The 21335-nt window shown below is 72.4% G+C and carries 21 protein-coding genes; 9 read left to right on the top strand and 12 right to left on the bottom strand.

Going from position 1 to position 21335, the window contains the following annotated elements; translation table 11 throughout:
• Nucleotides 1–86: 86 nt before the first annotated feature.
• Together paaK and paaI are read right to left on the bottom strand one after the other, a co-directional pair.
• Entirely contained in the window at nucleotides 87–1409 is a 1323-nt protein-coding gene (paaK, locus tag EV187_RS15065) for a phenylacetate--CoA ligase PaaK (protein WP_130353855.1), read from the bottom strand.
• A 34-nt stretch (nucleotides 1410–1443) separates the two neighbouring features.
• Nucleotides 1444–1878, bottom strand: a complete 435-nt coding sequence (paaI, locus tag EV187_RS15060) for a hydroxyphenylacetyl-CoA thioesterase PaaI (protein ID WP_130353854.1) — start codon at nucleotides 1876–1878, stop codon at nucleotides 1444–1446.
• Nucleotides 1879–2005: 127 nt separating this feature from the next.
• Here paaI and paaA point away from each other — a divergent pair, with 127 nt between their 5' ends.
• The 6 genes from paaA to EV187_RS15030 all read left to right on the top strand — a co-directional run bounded on the left by paaA (nucleotide 2006) and on the right by EV187_RS15030 (nucleotide 6799).
• Nucleotides 2006–3001, top strand: coding sequence for a 1,2-phenylacetyl-CoA epoxidase subunit PaaA (paaA, locus tag EV187_RS15055; RefSeq protein WP_130353853.1), 996 nt, complete (start codon nucleotides 2006–2008; stop codon nucleotides 2999–3001).
• Nucleotides 3001–3306, top strand: coding sequence for a 1,2-phenylacetyl-CoA epoxidase subunit PaaB (paaB, locus tag EV187_RS15050; protein ID WP_130353852.1), 306 nt, complete (start codon nucleotides 3001–3003; stop codon nucleotides 3304–3306). The genes paaA and paaB overlap by 1 nt, the downstream gene beginning before the upstream one ends.
• On the top strand, nucleotides 3303–4184 hold the full coding sequence (gene paaC / locus EV187_RS15045; RefSeq protein WP_130353851.1) for a 1,2-phenylacetyl-CoA epoxidase subunit PaaC: 882 nt from the start codon (nucleotides 3303–3305) through the stop codon (nucleotides 4182–4184). Before paaB ends, paaC begins: the two co-directional genes overlap by 4 nt.
• The gene (paaD, locus tag EV187_RS15040; RefSeq protein WP_130353850.1) at nucleotides 4178–4741 is read left to right on the top strand and encodes a 1,2-phenylacetyl-CoA epoxidase subunit PaaD; all 564 of its coding nucleotides are present in this window, start codon (nucleotides 4178–4180) and stop codon (nucleotides 4739–4741) included. Before paaC ends, paaD begins: the two co-directional genes overlap by 7 nt.
• A gap of 113 nt (nucleotides 4742–4854) precedes the next feature.
• Nucleotides 4855–5964 carry a 1,2-phenylacetyl-CoA epoxidase subunit PaaE gene (gene paaE, locus EV187_RS15035; RefSeq protein ID WP_242609653.1) on the top strand — a complete coding sequence of 370 codons (1110 nt, stop codon included), beginning with the start codon at nucleotides 4855–4857 and terminating at the stop codon, nucleotides 5962–5964.
• A gap of 49 nt (nucleotides 5965–6013) precedes the next feature.
• Nucleotides 6014–6799 carry an enoyl-CoA hydratase/isomerase family protein gene (locus EV187_RS15030; protein WP_130353849.1) on the top strand — a complete coding sequence of 262 codons (786 nt, stop codon included), beginning with the start codon at nucleotides 6014–6016 and terminating at the stop codon, nucleotides 6797–6799.
• Between the two features lie 149 nt (nucleotides 6800–6948).
• Here the strand turns inward: EV187_RS15030 and mnhG are convergent, their stop codons facing one another.
• From mnhG to EV187_RS15000, 6 genes are read right to left on the bottom strand one after another with little or no spacing between them, the layout of a single operon-like run.
• Nucleotides 6949–7311: a monovalent cation/H(+) antiporter subunit G gene (gene mnhG / locus EV187_RS15025; protein ID WP_130353848.1), complete on the bottom strand. Its 363-nt coding sequence runs from the start codon at nucleotides 7309–7311 to the stop codon at nucleotides 6949–6951.
• Nucleotides 7308–7580 (bottom strand): MrpF/PhaF family protein, encoded by a 273-nt coding sequence (locus EV187_RS15020; RefSeq protein ID WP_242609623.1) that lies wholly within the window; start codon nucleotides 7578–7580, stop codon nucleotides 7308–7310. Before EV187_RS15020 ends, mnhG begins: the two co-directional genes overlap by 4 nt.
• Nucleotides 7577–8209 carry a Na+/H+ antiporter subunit E gene (locus EV187_RS15015; protein WP_130353847.1) on the bottom strand — a complete coding sequence of 211 codons (633 nt, stop codon included), beginning with the start codon at nucleotides 8207–8209 and terminating at the stop codon, nucleotides 7577–7579. Before EV187_RS15015 ends, EV187_RS15020 begins: the two co-directional genes overlap by 4 nt.
• Nucleotides 8206–9792 (bottom strand): Na+/H+ antiporter subunit D, encoded by a 1587-nt coding sequence (locus EV187_RS15010; protein ID WP_130353846.1) that lies wholly within the window; start codon nucleotides 9790–9792, stop codon nucleotides 8206–8208. The genes EV187_RS15015 and EV187_RS15010 overlap by 4 nt, the downstream gene beginning before the upstream one ends.
• Nucleotides 9789–10310, bottom strand: coding sequence for a sodium:proton antiporter (locus tag EV187_RS15005; RefSeq protein ID WP_130353845.1), 522 nt, complete (start codon nucleotides 10308–10310; stop codon nucleotides 9789–9791). Before EV187_RS15005 ends, EV187_RS15010 begins: the two co-directional genes overlap by 4 nt.
• Entirely contained in the window at nucleotides 10307–13393 is a 3087-nt protein-coding gene (locus EV187_RS15000; RefSeq protein WP_130353844.1) for a Na+/H+ antiporter subunit A, read from the bottom strand. The genes EV187_RS15005 and EV187_RS15000 overlap by 4 nt, the downstream gene beginning before the upstream one ends.
• Nucleotides 13394–13552: 159 nt before the next feature.
• Between EV187_RS15000 and EV187_RS14995 the strand changes: the two genes are divergently transcribed.
• Nucleotides 13553–14410 carry a sulfurtransferase gene (locus EV187_RS14995; RefSeq protein WP_130353843.1) on the top strand — a complete coding sequence of 286 codons (858 nt, stop codon included), beginning with the start codon at nucleotides 13553–13555 and terminating at the stop codon, nucleotides 14408–14410.
• A 212-nt stretch (nucleotides 14411–14622) separates the two neighbouring features.
• Here EV187_RS14995 and EV187_RS14990 read toward each other — a convergent pair whose 3' ends face one another.
• Nucleotides 14623–15435 carry a class I SAM-dependent methyltransferase gene (locus EV187_RS14990; protein ID WP_130353842.1) on the bottom strand — a complete coding sequence of 271 codons (813 nt, stop codon included), beginning with the start codon at nucleotides 15433–15435 and terminating at the stop codon, nucleotides 14623–14625.
• A 107-nt stretch (nucleotides 15436–15542) separates the two neighbouring features.
• Between EV187_RS14990 and EV187_RS14985 the strand changes: the two genes are divergently transcribed.
• Nucleotides 15543–16499 (top strand): FKBP-type peptidyl-prolyl cis-trans isomerase, encoded by a 957-nt coding sequence (locus EV187_RS14985; RefSeq protein WP_130353841.1) that lies wholly within the window; start codon nucleotides 15543–15545, stop codon nucleotides 16497–16499.
• A gap of 73 nt (nucleotides 16500–16572) precedes the next feature.
• On the opposite strand, the gene EV187_RS14980 is transcribed toward EV187_RS14985, so the two are convergent.
• The 3 genes from EV187_RS14980 to EV187_RS14970 form a co-directional block, all read right to left on the bottom strand.
• Entirely contained in the window at nucleotides 16573–17421 is an 849-nt protein-coding gene (locus EV187_RS14980; protein ID WP_130353840.1) for an energy-coupling factor transporter transmembrane component T family protein, read from the bottom strand.
• The gene (locus EV187_RS14975) at nucleotides 17418–19172 is read right to left on the bottom strand and encodes an ABC transporter ATP-binding protein (protein WP_130353839.1); all 1755 of its coding nucleotides are present in this window, start codon (nucleotides 19170–19172) and stop codon (nucleotides 17418–17420) included. The genes EV187_RS14980 and EV187_RS14975 overlap by 4 nt, the downstream gene beginning before the upstream one ends.
• 126 nt (nucleotides 19173–19298) lie before the next feature.
• A complete protein-coding gene (locus tag EV187_RS14970; protein ID WP_165391218.1) occupies nucleotides 19299–20612 on the bottom strand; it encodes a glycosyltransferase in 1314 nt (437 codons plus the stop codon).
• 278 nt (nucleotides 20613–20890) lie between these two features.
• On the opposite strand from EV187_RS14970, the gene EV187_RS14965 reads away from it, so the two are divergent.
• Nucleotides 20891–21307, top strand: a complete 417-nt coding sequence (locus EV187_RS14965) for a transferase (RefSeq protein ID WP_165391217.1) — start codon at nucleotides 20891–20893, stop codon at nucleotides 21305–21307.
• The last annotated feature ends 28 nt before the right edge of the window (nucleotides 21308–21335 follow it).

The following is a 21335-nucleotide window of genomic DNA, read 5'->3' as shown; positions in this document are numbered from 1 at the left end:
CGCCACTTGCGTTCGGTCCGCGCCGGTCGAGGTGGCGCGGCGGGCGCCGAAGTGGCGCAGGAGCGGATGCCGCGTGGCGCCCGCCGTCAGCGAAGGTCGTAGACCCGCTTGTACTTGCCCTCGCTGCGGGGGAGCCCCCCGGGCTCCTCGAGCCGCACGGTCACGGTCGACCCGACGTACTGCTTGATGCGCTCGGCGAGCACCACCGTCGCGGCCTGGCACACCTCGACGTCGAGGTCGGGGTGGCGCTCGATGCGCACGGTCAGGTCGTCCATCGTGCCGCTCCGCGTGAGCTCCAGGATGAAGTGCGGTGTGAGCTGCTCGATGCCGAGCACGAGCTCCTCGATCTGCGTGGGGAAGAGGTTCACGCCGCGCAGGATGATCATGTCGTCATTGCGCCCGGTGATCTTCTCGATGCGGCGCATGCCCGGGCGCGCGGTGCCGGGCAGCAGGCGGGTGAGGTCGCGGGTGCGGTAGCGGATGACCGGGAACGCCTCCTTCGTGAGCGACGTGAACACGAGTTCGCCCATCTCGCCGTCGGGCAGCCGCTCGCCGGTGTCGCCGTCGATGACCTCGGGCAGGAAGTGGTCCTCCCAGATGTGCGGGCCGTCCTTCGTCTCGAGGCACTCGTTGCCGACGCCCGGCCCCATCACCTCGCTGAGCCCGTAGATGTCGAGCGCGTCGATCCCGAGGCGCTGCTCGAGCTCGTGCCGCATCTCGTTGGTCCACGGCTCGGCGCCGAGCACGGCGACCTTGAGCGACGTGGAGCGGGGGTCGATGCCCTCCTTCACCATCGCGTCGGCGATCGTGAGCAGGTAGCTCGGCGTGCACAGGATCGCGTCGGGCTCGAAGTCGCGGATGAGCTGCACCTGGCGAGCGGTCTGGCCGCCCGACATCGGGATGACGGTGGCGCCGAGCGCCTCGATGCCGGCGTGCGCGCCGAGGCCGCCGGTGAACAGCCCGTAGCCGTAGGCGTTGTGCACCTTCATGCCGGGGCGGATGCCGCTGGCGCGCAGCGATCGGGCGATGAGCGACGCCCAGCGCTCGAGGTCGCCCTTCGTGTAGCCCACCACGGTGGGCCGGCCGGTGGTGCCGCTCGATGCGTGGATGCGGGCGACCTGCTCCATGGGCACGGCGAACATGCCGAACGGGTAGGTCTCGCGCAGGTCGGCCTTGGTGGTGAACGGCAGCCGCGCGACATCCGCCAGCGAACGGATGTCGTCGGGGTGCACGCCCGCCTCGTCGAACTTGCGCGTGTACAGCGGCACGTGGGCGTAGGCGTGCCGCACCGTCTGTTGCAGTCGCTCGAGCTGCATGGCCTCGACCTCGGCGCGGCTCAGCCGCTCCTCGGGGTCGAGCTCGTCGGCCGAGACGGGGGCGAGGCCGGAGATGGAGGGGGAGGTGGTCATCGTCGACACGGGAGGCTCCGAACGGTGAGGTGGGTCAGATGCTGCGGTTGGTGGAGATGGATCGGCCGCGGAACTCGGCGACCGGGTCGCCGTGCTCGTCGACGACCGACACGTCGTAGAGTCCGGTGCGTCCGCTCCGGGTGCGGCGGACGGCGGTCGCGGTGAGGGTCTGCCCCGCGACGGTGGACTTCAGGAAGGTGATGTCGGCGCCCGCCGCGACGGTGACGGTGTCGTCCTCGTTGCACGCGATCGCGAAGGCGGTGTCGGCCAGGGTGAAGACGAGGCCGCCGTGGGTGATGTGGAAGCCGTTCGTCATGTCGTCGCGCACGCGCATCGACACCACCGCGAGCCCCGGGTCGTCGCGCTCGACGACCATGCCGAGCGCGGCGGAGGCGAGGTCGCGGTCCATCATGGGGCGATCGGCTCGGCGCGGGGCATCCGTCGCGGCGTCGGTCGTGGCATCCGTCATGTGAGGCTCCTCGTCGAGTTCGCGTGCCGTTGCTGCGGCGCTCGAGATGACTATATACTAACTGAACGATCGGTTAGTAATACGGATGCCACCACCTCCGGATGCCGCCAGAACACAGGAGTCGACGATGACCTCTCCCGCAGACCTCAGCGTGGCCAGTCGCGAAGCGCACGACGAGGCCGCCCAGGCGCTCTTCGACGACCTCATCGCGAAGGACTCCCGCATCGAGCCGCGCGACTGGATGCCCGAGGCCTATCGCAAGACCCTCATCCGCCAGATCTCGCAGCACGCGCATTCCGAGATCATCGGCATGCAGCCCGAGTCCAACTGGATCACGCGCGCGCCGAGCCTGAAGCGCAAGGCCATCCTCATGGCGAAGGTGCAGGACGAGGCGGGCCACGGGCTCTACCTGTACTCGGCGGCGCAGACCCTCGGCATCTCCCGCGAGGAGATGATGGACCAGCTCATCGAGGGCCGGGCGCGCTACTCGTCGATCTTCAACTACACGACGCCGACGTGGGCCGACATGGGCGCGATCGGCTGGCTCGTCGACGGCGCCGCGATCTGCAACCAGGTGCCGCTCTGCCGGGCGTCGTACGGGCCGTACGGGCGCGCGATGGTGCGCATCTGCAAGGAGGAGTCGTTCCACCAGCGGCAGGGCTTCGAGATCCTGCTCGAGCTCATGCAGGGCACCGAGGCGCAGCGCGAGATGGCGCAGGACGCCGTGAACCGCTGGTACTGGCCCTCGCTCATGATGTTCGGTCCCCCCGACGACCAGTCGCCGAACTCCGCGCAGTCGATGGCGTGGAACATCAAGCGCTTCTCGAACGACGACCTGCGCCAGCGCTTCGTCGGCATGCTCGTCCCGCAGGCCGAGGTGCTGGGCGTGACCCTTCCCGACCCGAACCTGCGGTTCGACGAGGAGACGGGGCAGTACGAGATGAGCGAGATCGACTGGACCGAGTTCGACGAGGTGCTCGCCGGACGCGGACCCGCGAACGCGGAGCGCCTGCGCCGTCGCCGCCAGGCGCACGAGGAGGGCGCCTGGGTGCGCGAGGCCGCGCACGAGTACGCGCGCAAGCAGGCCGAACGCGCGCTCGAGGCATCCGGGGCGGTGGCCTGATGTCGACCCCGGGCGAGACGGGAACCGAGGCCTGGCCCCTCTGGGAGGTCTTCGTGCGCGCCAACCGCGGCCTGAGCCACGTGCACGTGGGCTCGCTGCACGCGCCCGACCCCGACATGGCCGTGCGCAACGCGCGCGACGTGTACACGCGTCGCAACGAGGGCGTGTCGATCTGGGTGGTGCCCGCCGACGCGATCACCACGAGCGACCCCGACGCGAAGGGCGCCTACTTCGAGAGCCCGGCCGGCAAGAACTACCGCCACGCGGTCTACTACACGAAGAGCGAGGGGGTGAAGCACCTGTGAGCACCCACGAAGGCCCAGCTGCGGATGCCGCGGGGCTCGACCCGCACGGCGACGTCTCGGTCGACGAGCTCGCGCTCACCGAGGAGCTCGCGGGCGCCGGCATCACCGCCGCGGGCGGGGTCGCGTCGGCGGATGCCGCGGAGTACGCGATGCGCCTCGGCGACGACGCGCTCGTGCTCGCCCAGCAGCTCGGAATGTGGATCGCCCGCGCGCCCGAACTCGAGGAGGACGTCGCCCTCGGGAACATCGCCCTCGACCTGATCGGCCACGCGCGATCGCTGCTGCACTACGCGGGCACCGCGACGGGTCGCAGCGAGGACGACCTCGCCTACTGGCGCGACGAACCCGAGTGGCGCAACGCCTGGCTCTTCGAGCAGCCGAACGGCGACTTCGCCCACACGATCGCCCGGCAGCTCGTGGCCTCCGCGTATCTCCTCGAGCTCTATGCCGCCCTCACGGAGTCGACCGATCCGACGCTCGCGGCTATCGCCGCCAAGGCGGTGAAGGAGGTGGACTACCACCGCGACCACGCCATCCAGTGGGTGCTCCGACTCGCGGGCGGCACCGACGAGTCCCGCCGACGCATGATCGTCGCGCTCGCCGACACCTGGCCCTACGCCGAGGAGCTGTTCGCCGACGACGAGCTCGTCGAGCGGCTCGCCGACGAGGGCGTCGCCGTGCTGCCGTCGTCGCTGCGGCCCGCCTTCGACGCCGTGATCGACGAGGTGCTCGCCGAGGCACGGCTCGAGCTGCCGACCGGTCGCACGGCGTTCACGGCGTCGGGCGGAGGACGCCGCGGCAGCCACACCGAGCACCTCGGACCGCTCCTCGCCGAGATGCAGGTGCTCGCCCGCGCGCACCCGGGGGCATCATGGTGACCCCGGCCGTGGCCGAGGCCGAGGGCGCGGTGCGCGAGGCATCCGTCGCCCGGCCCGTGCCCGCCGACGCCGCGGCCCGCCGCGCGTGGGACGTCGCCGCGACCGTGACCGACCCCGAGGTCCCGGTGCTCACCATCGAGGACCTGGGCGTGCTGCGCTCCGTGGAGCTCGACGACGACGGCGCGGTGCGCGTGCAGCTGACGCCCACGTACAGCGGATGCCCCGCGCTCGAGGCGATGCGCGACGACGTGGTGCTCGCGCTCACGCATGCCGGCTACGCCGACGTGCGGGTCGACCTCGTGCTCGCGCCCGCGTGGACCACCGACTGGATGAGCGACGCCGGCAAGGAGAAGCTGCGTCGCTACGGCATCCAGGCGCCGACGGGTCGCGCCGCCGTGCGCGGCTCCGGGCCGGTGCGCCTGCAGCTCGCCGTGAAGTGCCCGCGCTGCGACTCGCTCAACACCCGCGAGCTCGCCCGCTTCGGTTCGACGTCGTGCAAGGCGCTCTACGAGTGCCGCGACTGCCTCGAGCCGTTCGACTACTTCAAGGTGCTCTGATGGCGGCCCGCAACCTCGGGTCCACGACGGCCCGCCCCGATGCGAGCATGGGCCGGCGCCCGGATGCCGCCGTCGCGTCGGCGTTCCTCGCCTCGACGGTCGGCGGCGAGTCCCTGTCCACGGACGACGCCGCCAAGCGCCGGCGGGCGCGCTTCCACTCCCTGGAGGTCGCCGAGGTGCGCCAGCTCACCGCCGACGCGGTCGAGGTCACCTTCGCGGTGCCCGAGCAGCTCGCCGACGACTACACGTACCTGCCCGGCCAGTACGTCGCCCTGCGCAGGGACTTCGACGGCCACGAACTGCGGCGAAGCTACTCGATCTGCCGCCCGCCCGTGCGGGGCAGCATCTCGGTCGCCATCAAGCGCGACCTCGGCGGGCGCTTCTCGACGTGGGCGACGAGCGAGCTCGCGCCCGGCGACGCGCTCGACGTGATGAGCCCGCAGGGCACGTTCACCTCGGCGCTCGACGCGCTCGACGGCAAGCACGTCGTGGGCATCGCCGCCGGATCGGGCATCACGCCGCTCATGGCGCTCGCCCACGCCGTGCTCGCCCGCAGCGAGACCTCGGAGTTCGAGCTCGTCTACACGAACCGGTCGACTCTCGACGTGATGTTCCTCGAGGAGCTGGCCGAGCTGAAGGACCGCTACCCGTCGCGGCTCGCGCTGCACCACGTGCTCTCGCGGGAGCAGCGCACGGCGCCGCTTCTCTCCGGCCGCATCGACGCGCCGAAGCTCGAGCAGATGCTCGACGTGCTGATCCGCCCCGAGACCGTCGACGAGTGGTTCCTGTGCGGTCCGTTCGAGCTCGTGCAGCTCGCGCGCGACACCCTCGAGGCGAAGGGCGTCGACGCGTCGCACGTGCGCTACGAGCTGTTCACGACCGACGCCGACCGCGTCGAACCGCGGCACGGGCGCCCGGTGGTGGTCGAGCGCGGCGAGCCGACGGTCGCGATCGAGTTCACGCTGGACGGGCAGTCGTCGACGGTCGACAGCCCGGTCTCGGCGAACGAGTCGATCCTCAACGCGGCCCTTCGCGTGCGGCCCGACGTGCCGTTCGCCTGCGCGGGCGGCGTGTGCGGCACCTGCCGCGCACGCGTGCTCGAGGGCAGCGTCGCGATGACCGAGAACTACGCGCTCGAACCCGACGAGCTGGAGCGCGGGTACGTGCTCACCTGCCAGTCGCACCCCAAGTCCGACCGCGTCGTCGTCGACTACGACGTCTGACGCCGATACCCTGCGAACGGGTCGACGAGGACCCGCCGAACGGAGCATCATGATCGAACTCACCGTGGCCGACGGCGTCGCCGAGGTCGTGCTGGACGCACCCGAGAAGCTCAACGCGCTCGACCCGGCCGGCCTCGCCGAGCTGTCCGACGCGTACGCGGAGGCCGAGCGCCTGGCGGGGACGGGCGAGGTGCGCGCCCTCGTGCTGCGCGGCGAGGGCCGCGCGTTCTGCGCGGGGCGCGACATCTCCGGTGTCGACCCGCGCGACGACGACGTGCTCGGGTACCTCGGCGGACTCGTGCAGCCGCTCCTCGAGCGCATGGCGTCCCTGCCGGTGCCGACGTTCGCGGTCGCGCACGGCGCCTGCCTCGGCGTCGGGCTGGGCCTGCTCATCGCGAGCGACATCGTGTACGTCGCCGACACCGCGAAGATCGGCTCGCCGTTCGCGAACCTCGGCGCGACCCTCGACTCCGGCGGCCACGCGCTCTTCGTCGAGCGGCTCGGCGCGCACCGCACCATGGACCTCATCGTCACGGGCCGGCTCATGTCGGGCACCGAGGCGGTGGCCTCCGGCCTGTTCTCGCAGGTCTTCCCCGCCGACGAGGTGACGGATGCCGCCCGCGCCGCGGCCCGCGTCGCGGCATCCGGGGCCACCCAGGCGTTCGTCGCGTCCAAGGCGCTCGTCGCCTCGCTCCGCGACCAGCGGCTGGGGCTCTGGCAGTCGATGGATGAGGAGAACCGCGCCCAGGCCGCGCTGTGCGACACCGAGGACTACCGCGAGGGCTTCGCCGCCTTCCAGCAGAAGCGCAAGCCGGCGTTCACCGGCCGCGGCTGAGGTCCGGCTCCGGCGGCGCGCCCCCGCTTCGGTACTTCGATACCTCGGTACTTCGATAATTCGGTACTCCGGTGCCGCTTCCCCTGATTGGGACGCGTCTCTCGGGGGCGGGCGATCACGACGATCGCGTCATTCGTATCGCCGGCGGGTCAGCGCGCCGCGCCCTCCTCCTGGTCGTGCTCCTCGATGTCGTGGCCGAGGTCGTCCTCGATCAGCAGGTCGCGCCGCACGTGGTCGGTGCGGTAGGCCGAGCGCCCGAGCATGTGCGCCGTCATCGGCTGCGTGAGCAGCTGGAACGTCATCACGAGCACCACCGTGGTGAGCACGCCCCACGTCGGCACCTGCAGCACGATCGCGACCAGCACGGCGGCGAGCCCGAGCACCTGCGGCTTCGTCGCGGCGTGCAGCCGCGTCAGCACGTCGGGGAAGCGCACGATGCCGATGCCGGCGGCCATCGAGAGGAAGGCGCTGACGAGGATGAGCAGCCCGACGGCGATCTCGGCGGCGCTCATGAGGCGTCCTGCTTCGCCATGAACCGTGCGATCGAGATCGAGCCGACCACCGCGAACATCGCGAGGATGAGCATCACGACGAGGGTGTCGGTGTGCCGGTTGAGCGCCATCTCCGCGCCGAGCGCGCAGATCGCGATGGCGAGCAGCACGTCGGTCGCGAGCGCGCGATCGAGGATCGAGGGGCCGCGGATGATGCGGATGACCGCGGCGATGGCGCCGATGCCGAACATGATGCCGGCGACGACGCTCACCACGCTGAGGAACGTCACGATGGTCCTCCGTCCTGGGAGCGGTCTGGAGTGGAGCCGCGGCGCGCGGGCGTGATGCCCGCACGGCGTTCGCGGCGGGCCGCGCGAATGGAGGCGGCCTGGGCTCCGGTGCCGATGGCGAGCACGATGCGCTCCTCCGTGCCGAGCACGTGGTGTCGCACGCGATCGATGTCGGCGGGGGTGCGGGTGCCGAGCGCGTGCAGGTAGAGCAGCCCGCGCTCGCGGTCGATGTCGACGACGACGGTGCCGGGCACGACCGAGATCGCCTCGGCCGTGAGCGTCGTGACGAGGTCGGAGCGCGTGAGCAGCTGCACCGCGATGATCGCATTCATCGGCTGCCAGCGGGGGTTCACGGCGAAGAACGCCACCTGCAACGACGCGACCACCACGTCGAACATCATGCGAAGGCCGAGCAGCAGCCCGCGCCACGGGTTGAACCGCCCGCTGAGGAGTACGGGCGGCAGGTAGAGCACGCGCGTCACCGCGACCGCGAGCAGTACGCCCGTGACGATGGTGAGCGCGTCGATGTGGTCCCAGAGGAACAGCCAGAGCGCGACGAGGGCGATGAGGAGCGGCAGCTGGCGCCACACCGACCGCCAGCGCGACACCTCGAGCTCGGGCCGGGTCATCGGATGCCCCCCGGGAACACGAGCGAGACGTAGGTCGCGGGGTCGATGAGGCCCGCGGCCGCACGATCCGCGAAGTCGAAGATGGGACCGGCGAAGGCCGTGAGCAGCAGGGTCACGACCACGAGCGCCGTCGTCGCGGCCACCATCATGACGGGAGTCGTCCGGGTCGCCGTGACGGTCGCCCCCTCGGGTGCCTCCTGCACCGAGCCGAGCAGCACCGACTCGTAGCCCTCGAGCTCCCGGCGTCCGCGCCAGAATGCCATGTTCCAGAAGCGCGTCAGCGCGTACAGCGTGATGAGCGAGGTGATCGCGCCCGCCGCGATCACGGCCCAGACGAGCCAAGCCATGCCCGCGGCATCCGCTGCGTCGGCATCGTCGGCGCCCGCGAGGAAGAGCCCGACCTTGCCGAGGAAGCCCGAGAACGGCGGGATGCCGCCCAGGTTCAGGGCGGGGATGAAGAAGAGGATCGCGAGCAGGGGCGACGCCTTGAGCAGCCCGGCGAGGCGGTTGATCGACGTGGCGCCGCCGAACCGCTCGATGAGGCCGGTGGTGAGGAACAGGGTCGTCTGCACCGTGATGTGGTGCACGACGTAGTAGATGGTGGCCGCGTAGCCGAGCTGCGAGCCGACCCCGATGCCGAAGATCATGTAGCCGATGTGGCTGACGAGGGTGAACGAGAGCAGTCGCTTGATGTCGGCCTGCGTGAGCGCGCCGAGGATGCCGATGAGCATCGTGAGCCCGCCGACCACCAGGAGCAGCACCGTCAGGTCGTTCTCGGCGAAGATCAGCGTCTCGGTGCGGATGATGGCGTAGACGCCCACCTTCGTGAGCAGGCCGGCGAACACCGCGGTGACCGGTGCCGGTGCCGTCGGATACGAGTCGGGCAGCCAGAACGACAGGGGGAAGATCGCCGCCTTGATGCCGAACGCGATGAGCAGCAGCAGGTGCAGGATGAGCTGCACGTTCGCGGGCAGCTCGGCGATGCGCACCGAGAGCTGCGCCATGTTCACGGTTCCGGTGGCGCCGTAGACGAGGGCGATCGCGCTGAGGAAGAACAGCGACGAGACGAGGCTCACGATGATGTAGGTGACGCCGGCCCGGATGCGCTCGCCGGTGCCGCCGAGCGTGAGCAGCACGTAGCTCGCCGACAGCAGGATCTCGAACCCGACGTAGAGGTTGAAGAGGTCGCCCGCGATGAACGCGTCGAAGACGCCGGCCGACAGGATCAGGTAGCTCGGGTGGAAGATCGAGACCGGGGTCTCGCGGTGCCGGTCGGCGACGCCCTGCCTGACGGCGTAGAGGAGCACCACGAGCAACACGATCGCCGAGATCAGCAGCATCATCGCCGACAGCCGGTCGACGACGAGCACGATGCCGAACGGGGCCTCCCACCCGCCGACCGCCACGACGGTCGGCGCCCCGGCGTCGACGGCGATGAGCAGCATCGCCGCGATCACGACGACGCCCGCGAGCACCGTGGTGCTCACGACCATCTGCGCCCGGCGGTGGCGGCCGAGGATGAGCGCGGACGCCGCGCCGAGCAGCGGCAGCAGCACCACGAGGGGCACGAGCGCGGCGGTCATCGGCGCACCTCCTCGTCGTCGAGGTCGCGCTCGCCGGCGTCGCGGGCGGATGCCTCGGACTCGAGGTCCTCGTCGGGCTCCTCGTCGCTCGCGTCGATGATCTCCTGGATGGCCCGGTCGTCATCGGCTGAGCTGCGGATGAGGACGGCGGCCTCCTCGGCGTCCTGCGCGTCCTCCTCCTCGTCGTCGATGAGGTCGCCCTTCGCGCCGAGCTGGGCGAGCCACCACGAGCGGTAGATGAGGGCGAGCATGAAGGCGGTGATGCCGAGGTTGATCACGATCGCGGTGAGGACGAACGCCTGCGGGAGCGGGTCGGAGATCTCGGCGGGGTCGACGCCCTCGTTGAGGATCGGGGCGAGGCCCGGCGTGCCGCTCATGAGGTAGATGAGGATGTTCACCGCGTTGCCGACGAGCAGGAAGCCGATGAGCACGCGGGTGAGGCTGCGCTCGAGCATGATCGAGATGCCCGCGCCGAACAGCACGGCCATGAGCACCACGAGGGTGAGCGACGCGGTCATGGGCGGGCCTCCTCGGCGGCTCGCGCCGTCGGCCTCGTGAGCGGCGTCTCGAGCTCGGCGTCGGTGTGCTCCGGCCGCTCGGCGATCTCGGGACCCTCGCCCTGGTCGATCGCCTCGGCGCCGCCCGCGTCGAGGTCGCCCCCCTCCTCGCCCTCGTCGCCCGCCTTCTCCTCCTGCCGGTCGACCTCGCCGCCGAGCGACCGCAGGATGTCGAGCACGAGGCCCACCACGACGAGGTACACGCCGATGTCGAAGAGCGTCGAGGTGCCGATCGAGATGGTGCCGAGCACCGGGACCTCGGCCTCGAACCACGCCGACTCGAGCGGCGCGCCCCCGAAGAGGAGCGAGCCCGTCGCCGTGCCCGCGGCGAGCAGGAGGCCGGTGCCGAGCAGGCGGCCGGCATCGACGGGCGCGGCCTCGCCGAGCTCGTAGCGGCCGCCGGCGAGGTAGCGCGCCACGAGTGCGAGGCCGGCGAGGAGCCCGCCGGCGAACCCGCCGCCGGGGGCGTTGTGCCCGACGAAGAGCAGGAACACCGACACGATGATCGCGGGGTGGAAGAGCAGGCGCACCAGCACCTCGATGAGGATCGACCGGTTGCGGGGCGAGATCGTGCGCCCGGCGAGGAGCCAGGTCTGCCGCGTGGAGGCGGCCTCGGCCGCGGCATCCGATTCGCCCTCGGTGTCGGCGAGGCTCGTGCGGGGCGCGCGGATGCTCGCCGCGTGCTCGGGCACCGGGCGGAGGCGCTCGCGACGGTCGACCGGCACCACGTCGTCGTCGAGGTCGTCGAGCCGGGGTGCCCCGCCCGTGCGGCCCGACACGAAGATGAGGCTCGCGACGCCGGTCGCCACGGCCACCAGCACCGAGATCTCGCCGAGCGTGTCCCAGGCGCGGATGTCGACGAGCATCACGTTGACGATGTTCCTGCCGTGCGCCTCGATGGCGAGCGCCGGAAGCCCCTCGGCGATCGTCGGCCGGATGCGGGCGCCGAGCGCGACGAGCCCGATCACGCCCATCACGGTGCCGGCGAGCACGCCGATGATGCCGCGCGCGACCTTGTGCACGGGCGGGTTGCGCTGGGCGATCTGCCTGGGGAGGCGGCGCAGCACGAGCACGAACACCACGAGCACGATGGTCTCGACGAGCGCCTGCGTGAGGGCGAGGTCGGGTGCGCCCGACATGCCGAAGAGCAGCACGAGCCCGTATCCGGTGACGCTGACCAGCAGCACCGCGGTCATTCGCTGGCGCACGGTCGCCGCGGCGACGGCGGCCACACCCATGACGAACGCGAGGAACGGCTGCGACGGGTAGTCCCAGAGCCGGATGCCCTCGGGCCAGGTGGTGTTCATGACGGATGCCGCACCGAGGCCGCCGACGAACACGGTGACGATGATCGCGAGGTAGCCGGGCAGCCCGCGGTGCTGGATCGCGGTCGTGACGGCGGCCGCGAGCCGGTCGACGACCGAGACGATGCCGAGGTAGCCGCGCGCGGAGTCGACCATCGGCGACACAGCCGCCTGCAACCGGGCCACTCGCTGTCGTCCCCACACGAGCAGCGCGCCGAGGGCGAAGACGGCGAGCGAGATCCAGAGGGCCGGCTCGAGGCCGTGCCAGAGCGCGAGGTGGTACGCCTCGGGACCGGGGAGCTCGTCGGCGTAGGCGGCGAGCAGCGGTTCGATGGACGCGATCGCGACGGCGAAGACGAGGCTCGCGGCGGAGAGGACGCCGGGGGCGACGCCGATAGCGCGGCTGCCGGCCTCCAGCGGCGTGGGCGAGACGCCCTCCTTCGCGGCGAACGCGCCCCACGCGAATCGAACGGTGTACGCGACCGTCAGCACCGAGCCGAGGAACGCGCCGGACAGCGCCACCCACGCCCACGGCTCGCCCGCAGCCGCGGCGTCGAGGAACGCGGTGAACACGGCCTCCTTGGCGACGAAGCCGAGCAGCGGGGGCAGGCCGGCCATCGAGGCGGCGGCCACGATCGCGATCGTCGCGATCACGGGCATCCGTCGGCCGAGCCCCGAGAGCTTGCGCCAGTCGCGCGTACCCGCCGCGTGGTCGACGATGCCGACGACGAGGAACAGCGATGCCTTGAAGAGCGCATGCGCGAGCAGGAGGGCCACGCCGGCGAGCGCGGCGTCGCGCGTGCCGTATCCCGTGACGAGCACGAGGAAGCCGAGCTGGCTCACGGTGCCGTAGGCGAGGAGCAGCTTGAGGTCGTACTGGCGCAGGGCACGCCAGCCGCCCGCGAGCATCGTGAGGACGCCGAGGGCGATGACGATCGGATGCCAGACGGCGGTGTCGGCGTAGCCGGGGGCGAGGCGGGCCACGAGGTAGACGCCCGCCTTGACCATGGCGGCGGCGTGCAGGTACGCCGAGACCGGGGTCGGTGCGGCCATCGCGGCCGGGAGCCAGAAGTGGAACGGCACGAGCGCGCTCTTCGAGATCGCCCCGACGAGCACCAGCGCGACGCCCCACTCGGCCGCCGGGCCGGTGACCGGCTCGGCGACGAGCTCGGCGAGCGAGCTCGTGCCGCCCGCGACGACAAGCACCACGAGGCCGACGAGCATCGCGAGGCCCCCGAACGTGGTGACGGTCAGCGCCTGCAGGGCCGCACCGCGGCTCTCCTTCCTGCCGGTGTAATGGCCGATGAGGAGGTACGAGAGCACGCTCGTGGCCTCCCAGAACGTGAACAGCAGGAACACGTCGTCGGAGGTGACGAGGCCGAGCATCACACCCGCGAACGCGAGCAGCAGCGCGGCGAACCGGCCGAGCGCGGGTTCGTCGTCGGCGAAGTAGTGCACGCAGTAGAGCAGCACGAGGGCGCCGACGCCCGTGACGATGAGGGCGAGCAGCAGCGCGAGCGCGTCGAGCCGGAACGAGAGCGCGATGCCGAGCTGCGGGATCCAGGGCACGAATTCGACCACGGGCTCGCCCGCCACCACCCCCGGCAGCCACGTGAGCAGGAGCACGAACACCGCGGCGGGCACCAGGGCGATCACCGCGAAGACGCGGCGCCCGAGCAGCCTCGTGGCGAGCGGGGTCAGGAGCGCGACGGCCGCGAACGCAGCGAGGCTGGCGATCATCCACCCTCCTCGCGCTCGCACCGTTCCGTCTCGCCAGTCTACCGGCCGGGTCGGAGGCCACTCCGGCGAGTCGTATGCCGACAGCGGAATCGAAGGGTGCGACGGATGCCGCGAGCGGGACATTCATCCGGGGGCTCCACGGCGGGGGAGGATTGGAGCATGCCGATCCTCATCACCGCCGACGAGCTCGCCCGCCGGATCGACGACCAGCGGGCGGGCCGTGCCGACGCTCGCACCGTGGTCCTCGACGTGCGCTGGACGCTCGCCGAGCCCGACGGCCGGCCGGCGTTCCGCGCCGGGCACATCCCGGGCGCCGTCTACGTCGACCTCGATCGCGACCTCGCCGATCACGCCGTGACGGGGCGGGGGCGGCATCCGCTGCCGTCGCAGGCGGTCTTCACCGAGGCGATGCGACGGTGGGGCCTGCACGACGACGACGCCGTGGTGGTCATGGACGACCTCGGGAACCAGTCGTCGGCACGAGGCTGGTGGCTGCTGCGGCATGCGGGGTTCGCCGACGTGCGGATGCTCGACGGCGCCCTCGCGGCCTGGGTCGCGGCGGGGCATCCGCTCGAGGAAGGCGAGACCCCGGTGGCGCGCGGCGACGCGACGGCGCGCTTCGGGGCGATGCCGGTGATCGATGCCGACGAGGCGGCGGCGTTCCCCGCGGAGGGCGTGCTCCTCGACGCCCGGGCCGAGGCGCGCTACCGCGGCGAGGTCGAGCCGATCGACCCGCGGGCCGGGCACGTGCCCGGCGCCAGGTCGGTGCCGACCTCCGGCAACCTCACCGACGACGGCCGGTTCCGCTCGCCCGGGGAACTGCGCGAGCGGTTCGCCGCCGTCGGCATCGAGCCCGGCACGCGCGCCGCCGCCTACTGCGGATCGGGCGTCACGGCCGCGCACGAGATCGCGGCGCTCGCGCTCGCCGGCATCGACGCCGCATTGTTCCCGGGGTCGTGGAGCCAGTGGTCGAACGAGCCGCACCGACCGGTCGCCACCGGCGCCGAACCCGGCTGACGCACTCGCGCCGTCGGCCCGCCGCCATCAGAATGATGACGTCGACGGGATCCGATGTGGCGGTGCCTCGCCTCAGGGCCCGCCGGGCAGTTCGAGGAACTCGAAGACGTCGATCGAGGCGCCGTCGAGCATCAGGTGCGGATGCTCCGCGAGGAGGCCCTTCACCGCATCCGCGGACTCCGCCTCGCGAGCCCGGCGTGCGGAGCTCGCGCCTACTCGGGCCGTCGGCCCACCGCGATGAGCGTGGTGACGTCCACCGTCTCCACGCCGCGGTCCTGGATCGCCGCCAGGAACCGCTCGCGCACGCCGGCCAGTTCCGATTCGCCGAGGCCGTCGACCGCTGCGCGGAGCCCGGTGCCGAGCACCAGCTGCCAGGCGAGTTCGGGTGCGAGGTCCAGATGCCGCTGCACCGCCTCGGCTCGCATGTCGACGAGGCCGAGCTCGGCGAGCCAGTGCGCGAGCGTGCCCGCGGTGTCGGCGACCGCGATCGACGGCCGCGTGAGTCGCTCGACGTCGACGCCCGCGTCGTCGGGAAGCGCACCGGAGAGGAGTTCGGGCAGCGGATCGATGGCGCCGCGCGCCCACACCGTGATCGCGACCCGGCCCCCGGGTCGGGCGTGCTCGATCAGCCGGCGGGTGTCGGCCTCCACGTCGGGGAAGAACTGGATGCCGAGCACGCACTGCACGAGGTCGTAGCCGGTGGGCTCCCACCGGGTGACGTCGGCGACGTGGAGGTGGAGTTGCGGCATCCGCTCACCGGCTCGCTCGCGTGCGAGCTCGATCATCGGCTCGGCACGGTCGACCGCGTCGACGAGCCCGCCGGGCCCCACCAGCTCGGCGGTCGGCAGCGCGGAGGCGCCGTCGCCGCAGCACGCGTCGAGCACGCGTTCGTCGAACCTCGGATGCGACCGCGACACCGCCGCCGTCGAGATCGGATTCCAGAGCGCGTCATCGAGGTCCGCGAACGAGTCCGCCGCGTCGGCGAACTCCCCCGGGAGATCGGGTACCGTCGTCGTGTCCCCCATCTGCCCATTGTCGCCGTGATCGGGCCGAAACCGAAGTCTCAGGCAATCGAGAGCCGAACCGGGCAGACTGGGGGTTCGCGTTCCCGATCGAAACGAGACACCCCCTCATGAACCGTGCCCTGCGCCGCGCCGCGCCCGTCGCACTCGCCACCGCCGCCGCCCTGCTCCTCGCCGGATGCGCGGGCAGCTCCGACCCCGAGGCCTCCGAGACGCCTTCCGCGGCCGACTGCATGGACGTCCCCTCGGGAACCCAGAGCGACGGCGTCACGGTCGAGGGCGACTTCGCCTCGGCGCCGACCGTCACGTTCACCACCCCGCTCGAGGCGACCGAGCTCGAGCGCACCGTCGTGATCGAGGGGGACGGCGACACCACCGAGTCCGGCGACGACGTGAACGCCATCGTGAGCGCCTACTCGGGCACGACGGGGGAGCAGGTCTTCTCGCAGCCCGCCACGATCACCGCCGGTGACGAGACCGTCTTCGAGGCGTTCCTCGCCGGCATCGACTGCGTGCCCACCGGGTCGCGCACGGTGACGGTCGCGCCCGCGTCCACGCTCTACGGGGACCAGGGGAACGAGACCATCGGCGTCGCGCCCGGCGAGACGATGGTGATCGTCGTCGACGTGCAGGAACCGCTGACGCCCGCCGAGTGGACCGAGGACGTGCCCGAGGTGCAGTTCGGTGCCGAGGGCGAGGCGCCCACGGTGACCCTGCCCGACACCGCGCCGCCTGCGGAGTACCAGCTGAAGGTGCTCGAGGAGGGCGACGGCGACGAGGTGCAGTCGGGCGACAACGTCACGCTGCACTACCAGGGCACCAGCTGGGACACCCGCGAGGTGTTCGACGAGAGCTACGGCGGCGACCCGGCCCAGTTCACGACCGACGCGGTGATCCAGGGCTTCGGCGCGGCGCTCGTCGGCCAGAAGGTCGGCACGAAGCTCATCGTGACCATCCCGCCGCAGTACGCCTACGGCACCGACACCGCCGGCGGCGAGCTCGCCGGCCAGACGCTCGTGTTCCTCGTCGAGATCATCGACACGGCGCCGGCCACCGACGCCCAGTAGTCGCATCGCGAAGGGCCCGCGCGTACGCCGCGCGGGCCCTCGTCATGCTCAGGCCGCGGTCATGCCCCGGCGGTCACGCCCCGGCCGCGAAGGCCGCGACGTAGATCGCGACGGCCGTGATCCAGAACGCCGCCACGAAGAGGGTGTCGCGCGTGCGCCAGCGGCTGATCGTGCGCTCGGTGCGGGTCGGGTGGGCGCCGAACGCCCGGGCGTCCATGGCGAGCGCCACGCGCTCCGCGTGCCGGATCGCGCTCGCGAGCAGGGGGATCGCGTACGAGATCGTGCGGCGCACCGCGGCGAGGGGCCCGCGTCCGCCGTCGGTGCCGCGCACGCGGTGGGCCGCCCGGATGACCTCGAGCTCGTGTCCGAACCGGGGCACGAACCGCAGCGCGGCCAGGGCCGTGTAGCCGAGGCGGTACGGGACGCGGAGGTTCTGCACGAGCGCGCGCACCAGCTCCGGCCCGGTGGTCGTGAGCCCCGCGATGAGCGAGAGCACGAGCAGGGCGGCGATGCGCAGCGCGGTCGCGAGCCCCACGAGGTACGCCGCGAGCGTGAGCTGCCAGCCGCCGACCTCGACGAGCACCACGGACGCCGCGGCACTCGCGGTGTCGATGCGCGACGGGTCCACCCACACGCCGAAGGTGACGCCGAGCACGAGCACGCCGACGGGCAGTCCCACGAGCAGGATCGCCAGCACGCGCCCGGAGAGGCGGGCGCCGACCAGCAGCAGCACGAGCGTGAGGGCGACGAACGCCAGCGGAATCGCGACCCCGCGGGTGAACAGGAGAGCGACCATCACCGGCAGTGGCGCGGCCAGCTTCGCGATCGGGTTCAGCGCGTGCAGGAATCGCACGGGATGCACGGCGGCCGGCTCGGCGTACGGGTTGCGGGCGACGTCGGTCGTGGCCGTCACGGCGGTCATGCGGCCGCCCGTCCGGCCGTCGGCAGCTGCGACATCCGGGTGACCGACTGCCACTCGGGGTGGCGCACGAGGCCGCGGGTGGCGCGCGCGAGGGGCGGATGCCGCAGGCCCGCCGCCTCGATCAGGGGTCCCGCGAGCACCTCGTCGGTCGCACCAGAGCCGAGGACGCGGCCGCCCTGGATGACGGCCACCCGGTCGGCGTAATCGGCGACCAGCTGGAGGTCGTGGGTCACGACGAGCACGGTCGTGCCCTCGTCGTTCAGCGCACGGAGCAGGTCGAGGAGCTCGGCGGCGCGGGCGCGGTCCTGCCCGAACGTCGGCTCGTCGAGGGCGAGCACCGGGGCGCCGGCGACCAGGGCCGTGCCCACCGAGAGACGCCGCTTCTGCCCGCCCGAGAGCAGGAACGGATGCCGGTCGCGATGCTCGACGAGGTCGAACCGTCGCAGGATCCGCTCGACCTCGTCGCGGCGCTCGGGCTCGGGCACGCCCTGCAGCCGCAGGCTCGCCTCGAGCTCCTCGGCGACCGTGTGCGCCACGAACTGGTGCTCGGGATTCTGGAACACGAAGCCGATGCGCCGGGCGCGGTCGCGGGCGTCCGCGCGCGCCGGATCCATGCCGAGCACGTCGACCGAGCCGCGCGGCGGTGGGATCACGCCGGCGATCGCCTGCAGCAGCGTCGTCTTGCCGGCGCCGTTCGTGCCGACGATCGCGAGGAAGTCACCGGATGCGACGTCGAGGTCGACCCCATCGACGACGATCGGACCGCGGCGGCCGCCGCGCTGCACCGAGCAGTCGCGCACGGTGATCGCGGCCGCAGGGGCGGCCACGGCGGGATCCGCGGCTCGCAGCGTCGTCGCGGCGGCGCGTGCGGCGACCGGGGCGGGCGACGGGAGGGACTCGACGGCCTCGAGCGCCGCGGCGAGCTCGGCGGGCGTGAGCGGCAGGGGGTCGAGCATCACGCCGGCCGAACGCAGTCGCATCGCCGCCAGGGTCGACACGGGCAGCCACACGCCGAGCTCGAGGAGCTCGCCCGCACGGCCCTGCAGCACGTCGCGCACGGGCCCATCGATGACGAGTCGGCCGGCCGCGTCGAGCACGATCACCCGATCGACGAGGTCGACCGCGGCGTCGAGGTTGTGCTCGACGAGCACGATCGCGTGGTCGCGCTCGTTCGCGAGCTCACGGAGCACCGCGTACACCTCGTCGATGCCGGCGGGATCGAGGTTGGCGGTCGGCTCGTCGAGCACCAGCACGGGGGAGGCGAGCGCGAGCGCGCAGGCGATCGCGAGCCGCTGGCGCCCGCCGCCGGACAGCACATCGGGGTTGTCGGCGCGGCGATCCCAGAGGCCGACGAGCTTGAGGGCGCGCTCGGCGCGCTCGAGGACCTCATCGGCCGCCACCAGGCGGTTCTCGGGCCCGAACGCGACCTCGTCGAGCAGGGTGCCGGTGACGACCTGCGCGTCGGGGTCCTGGAAGACCATCGCCACGTGCTCGCTGAGCTCGGCCACCGTGCGATCACGTGTGTCGGCGCCGGCGACCCGCACCGAGCCTTCGAGCGCCGCGGCGACCGCGTGCGGCACGAGGCCGTCGAGCGCGAGCGCGAGCGTCGACTTGCCGCAGCCCGACGGGCCGAGCACGAGCACCACCTCGCCGGCGCGGATGTCGAGCGAGACGCCGTCGGGCGTGGCCCGGGCCGATCCGTCGTACCTGATGCGCACGGCATCGAGCTCGAGCAGCGGAGCGGCGGTCATGGGCGGATCCCCGATCGTGGCCGGCGGGGCGCCGGTGGGCGGAGGCGTGCACCGACGTCGTCGGCTTAGGACAGCCTAACCTTTGGCCCACCGGCGGGAAACGCCGCGGACGGACTCCGCGGCGCGTCAGCCGACCGGCGACTCCAGGCGCAGCGCCGCGGCGAGCGATGCCGCCTCCAGCTCCGCCTCGATCTCCCCGAAGGTGTCGTACTCCCGGATGCGGGCGGCGAGCGCGCGAGCGCGATCGCGGTAGCCGCGGTCGGCGAGCACGCGCTCGACGCCGGTGCGCACGGCCTCGGCCGTCGGCGTGCCGGTGCGCAGGTTGACGCCGACGCCCGCCCATTCCGCTCGCATCGACACCTCGGGCTTGTCCTCGGTGTCGCCGGCCGCGACGAGCGGCACGCCGTGGCTCAGGGCGTACTGGGTCCCGCCGAACCCCGCGTTCGTGACGAACACGTCGGTCCTCGGCAACAGCAGGTCGTACGGGAGGAACTCCGCCGCGCGCGCGTTGGCGGGCAGCTCCCCGAGCTCCTCCACCGGCCGGCCGCCGGTCGCGACCACGACGAGCACGTCGCGGTCGGCCAGGGCGTCGAGGGTGGGGCGCACGAGGCGGTCGAAGTCCTTGTTGTCGATCGTGCCCTGGGTCACGTGCACGACGGGACGTCCGCCGTCGAGCTCGGACCACCACTCGGGCAGCTCCCCCGCGACCGGAGCGGGCGGGAGCACCGTGCCGACGAACCGGACGTTCGACGACAGGTCGCTCCGCGGGTACTCGAACTCGGCGGGCGAGAGCTGCAGGAACCGGTCGAAGCGGCGCGAGAAGTCGAGCACGAACGCGTCGAGCTCGGGGCGGCCGAGGGCGCGCATCGTCTCGTTCGCGAGCCGCTGGGTCCCGCGGAACACCACGCGCTGCACGAGCGCGTTGAGGAACCGGTTGCGGAGCCGCCCCATCGCGCCGCCCTTCGGGGCCAGGCCGAGCCCGTAGGGCGCGACATCCGTGCTCGACTGGCTGAGCGGGACCACGCCGGCGGCGAGCACCGCAGGCCGGGAGGCCGGGTCGTCGAGCAGCAGGGGCACGACGCCCGCGAACGCCGCGTCGACGAGGATGGCGTCCGGCGCGAGGTCCGCCACGGCGGCCTCCACGGCGCGGAGCTGGTCGGGGATGGGACGGATGAAGATCGTCTGGATGTCGTACTGCAGCTTGCCGATGCCGCGGTGTCGGTCGCGGTCGGGCAGGCGGTCCTGGATGTCACGGTCGTCGAAGTCGGCGAGTCCGCCGAGCGCGCGGTGGTCGGCGCCGGCGGCCGCCACGGCGTCGCGGAAGCGCGAACCGGTGAGCACGGTGACGTGGTGGCCACGGGCGACGAGGTCGCGGGCGATGGCGATGAGCGGAGCGACATGGCCCTGGATGGGGCTCGCGCAGAGGAGGTACGTGGACATGGGTTCGAGGTCTTCCGGGTGGGTTCCGGCCGGCGCGGGATGCCGCGCGGCCATGCCGGCCGAGGCCGTGCACGCAGGGCGAAGCTAGCGAGGGCCGGCACGCCGCGACAAGCGATTCCGGGCACGTTCGGGGCTGGCCCGGGCGGGTTTCAGGGCTGGCACCGAGACCGGCGCCTGCGAGCTGCCTGAGCGCGCGTTCGGGAGCGGGAATGCCCCGGTCAGCGTGGATGTTGTATCAATGTCCGGACGTGGAGCCACCACGTCGGAAGGAGGAGAACGTGGGCATCAGTTACGTCGAGTTCGAAGACGAAGCCGGAGTCCTGCGTCGCTACCGCAAGCACGTGAACGGCCGAGGCCTGGTGGCCACGACCGCGAAAGTCGACCCGACCGCGTTCGTCGACCCGACCGCCTACGTCGACCCCGGTGCCGAGGTGCAGCGCGGGGCCCAGATCAGCCACGGCGCGTGGATCGACCGCGACGCCATCGTCGCCGAGCGGGCGGTCGTGGGCGTGAACGTGCACGTCGGCCGCCGCGCGGTGGTCGGCCGCAACGCCGTCATCGGCCCGTACGCGTCCGTCGGGAACGACGCGCGCGTCCAGAACGGCGCCCGAGTCCCGCGCGAGATGACGGTCGCCGAGGGCGACGAGTACCGCGCGTCGGGCGACGACCTGCGCCGGCTCGGCCTCGCCGCCTGACCGCGGCGAGCGGCACGCAGCGACGGAT

Origin of the sequence: Agromyces ramosus (assembly GCF_004216665.1) — a bacterium.
Classification (GTDB): domain Bacteria; phylum Actinomycetota; class Actinomycetes; order Actinomycetales; family Microbacteriaceae; genus Agromyces; species Agromyces ramosus.
The sequence above is the reverse complement of the archived record's forward strand: the minus strand, read 5'-3'. Positions and strand labels throughout refer to the sequence as shown.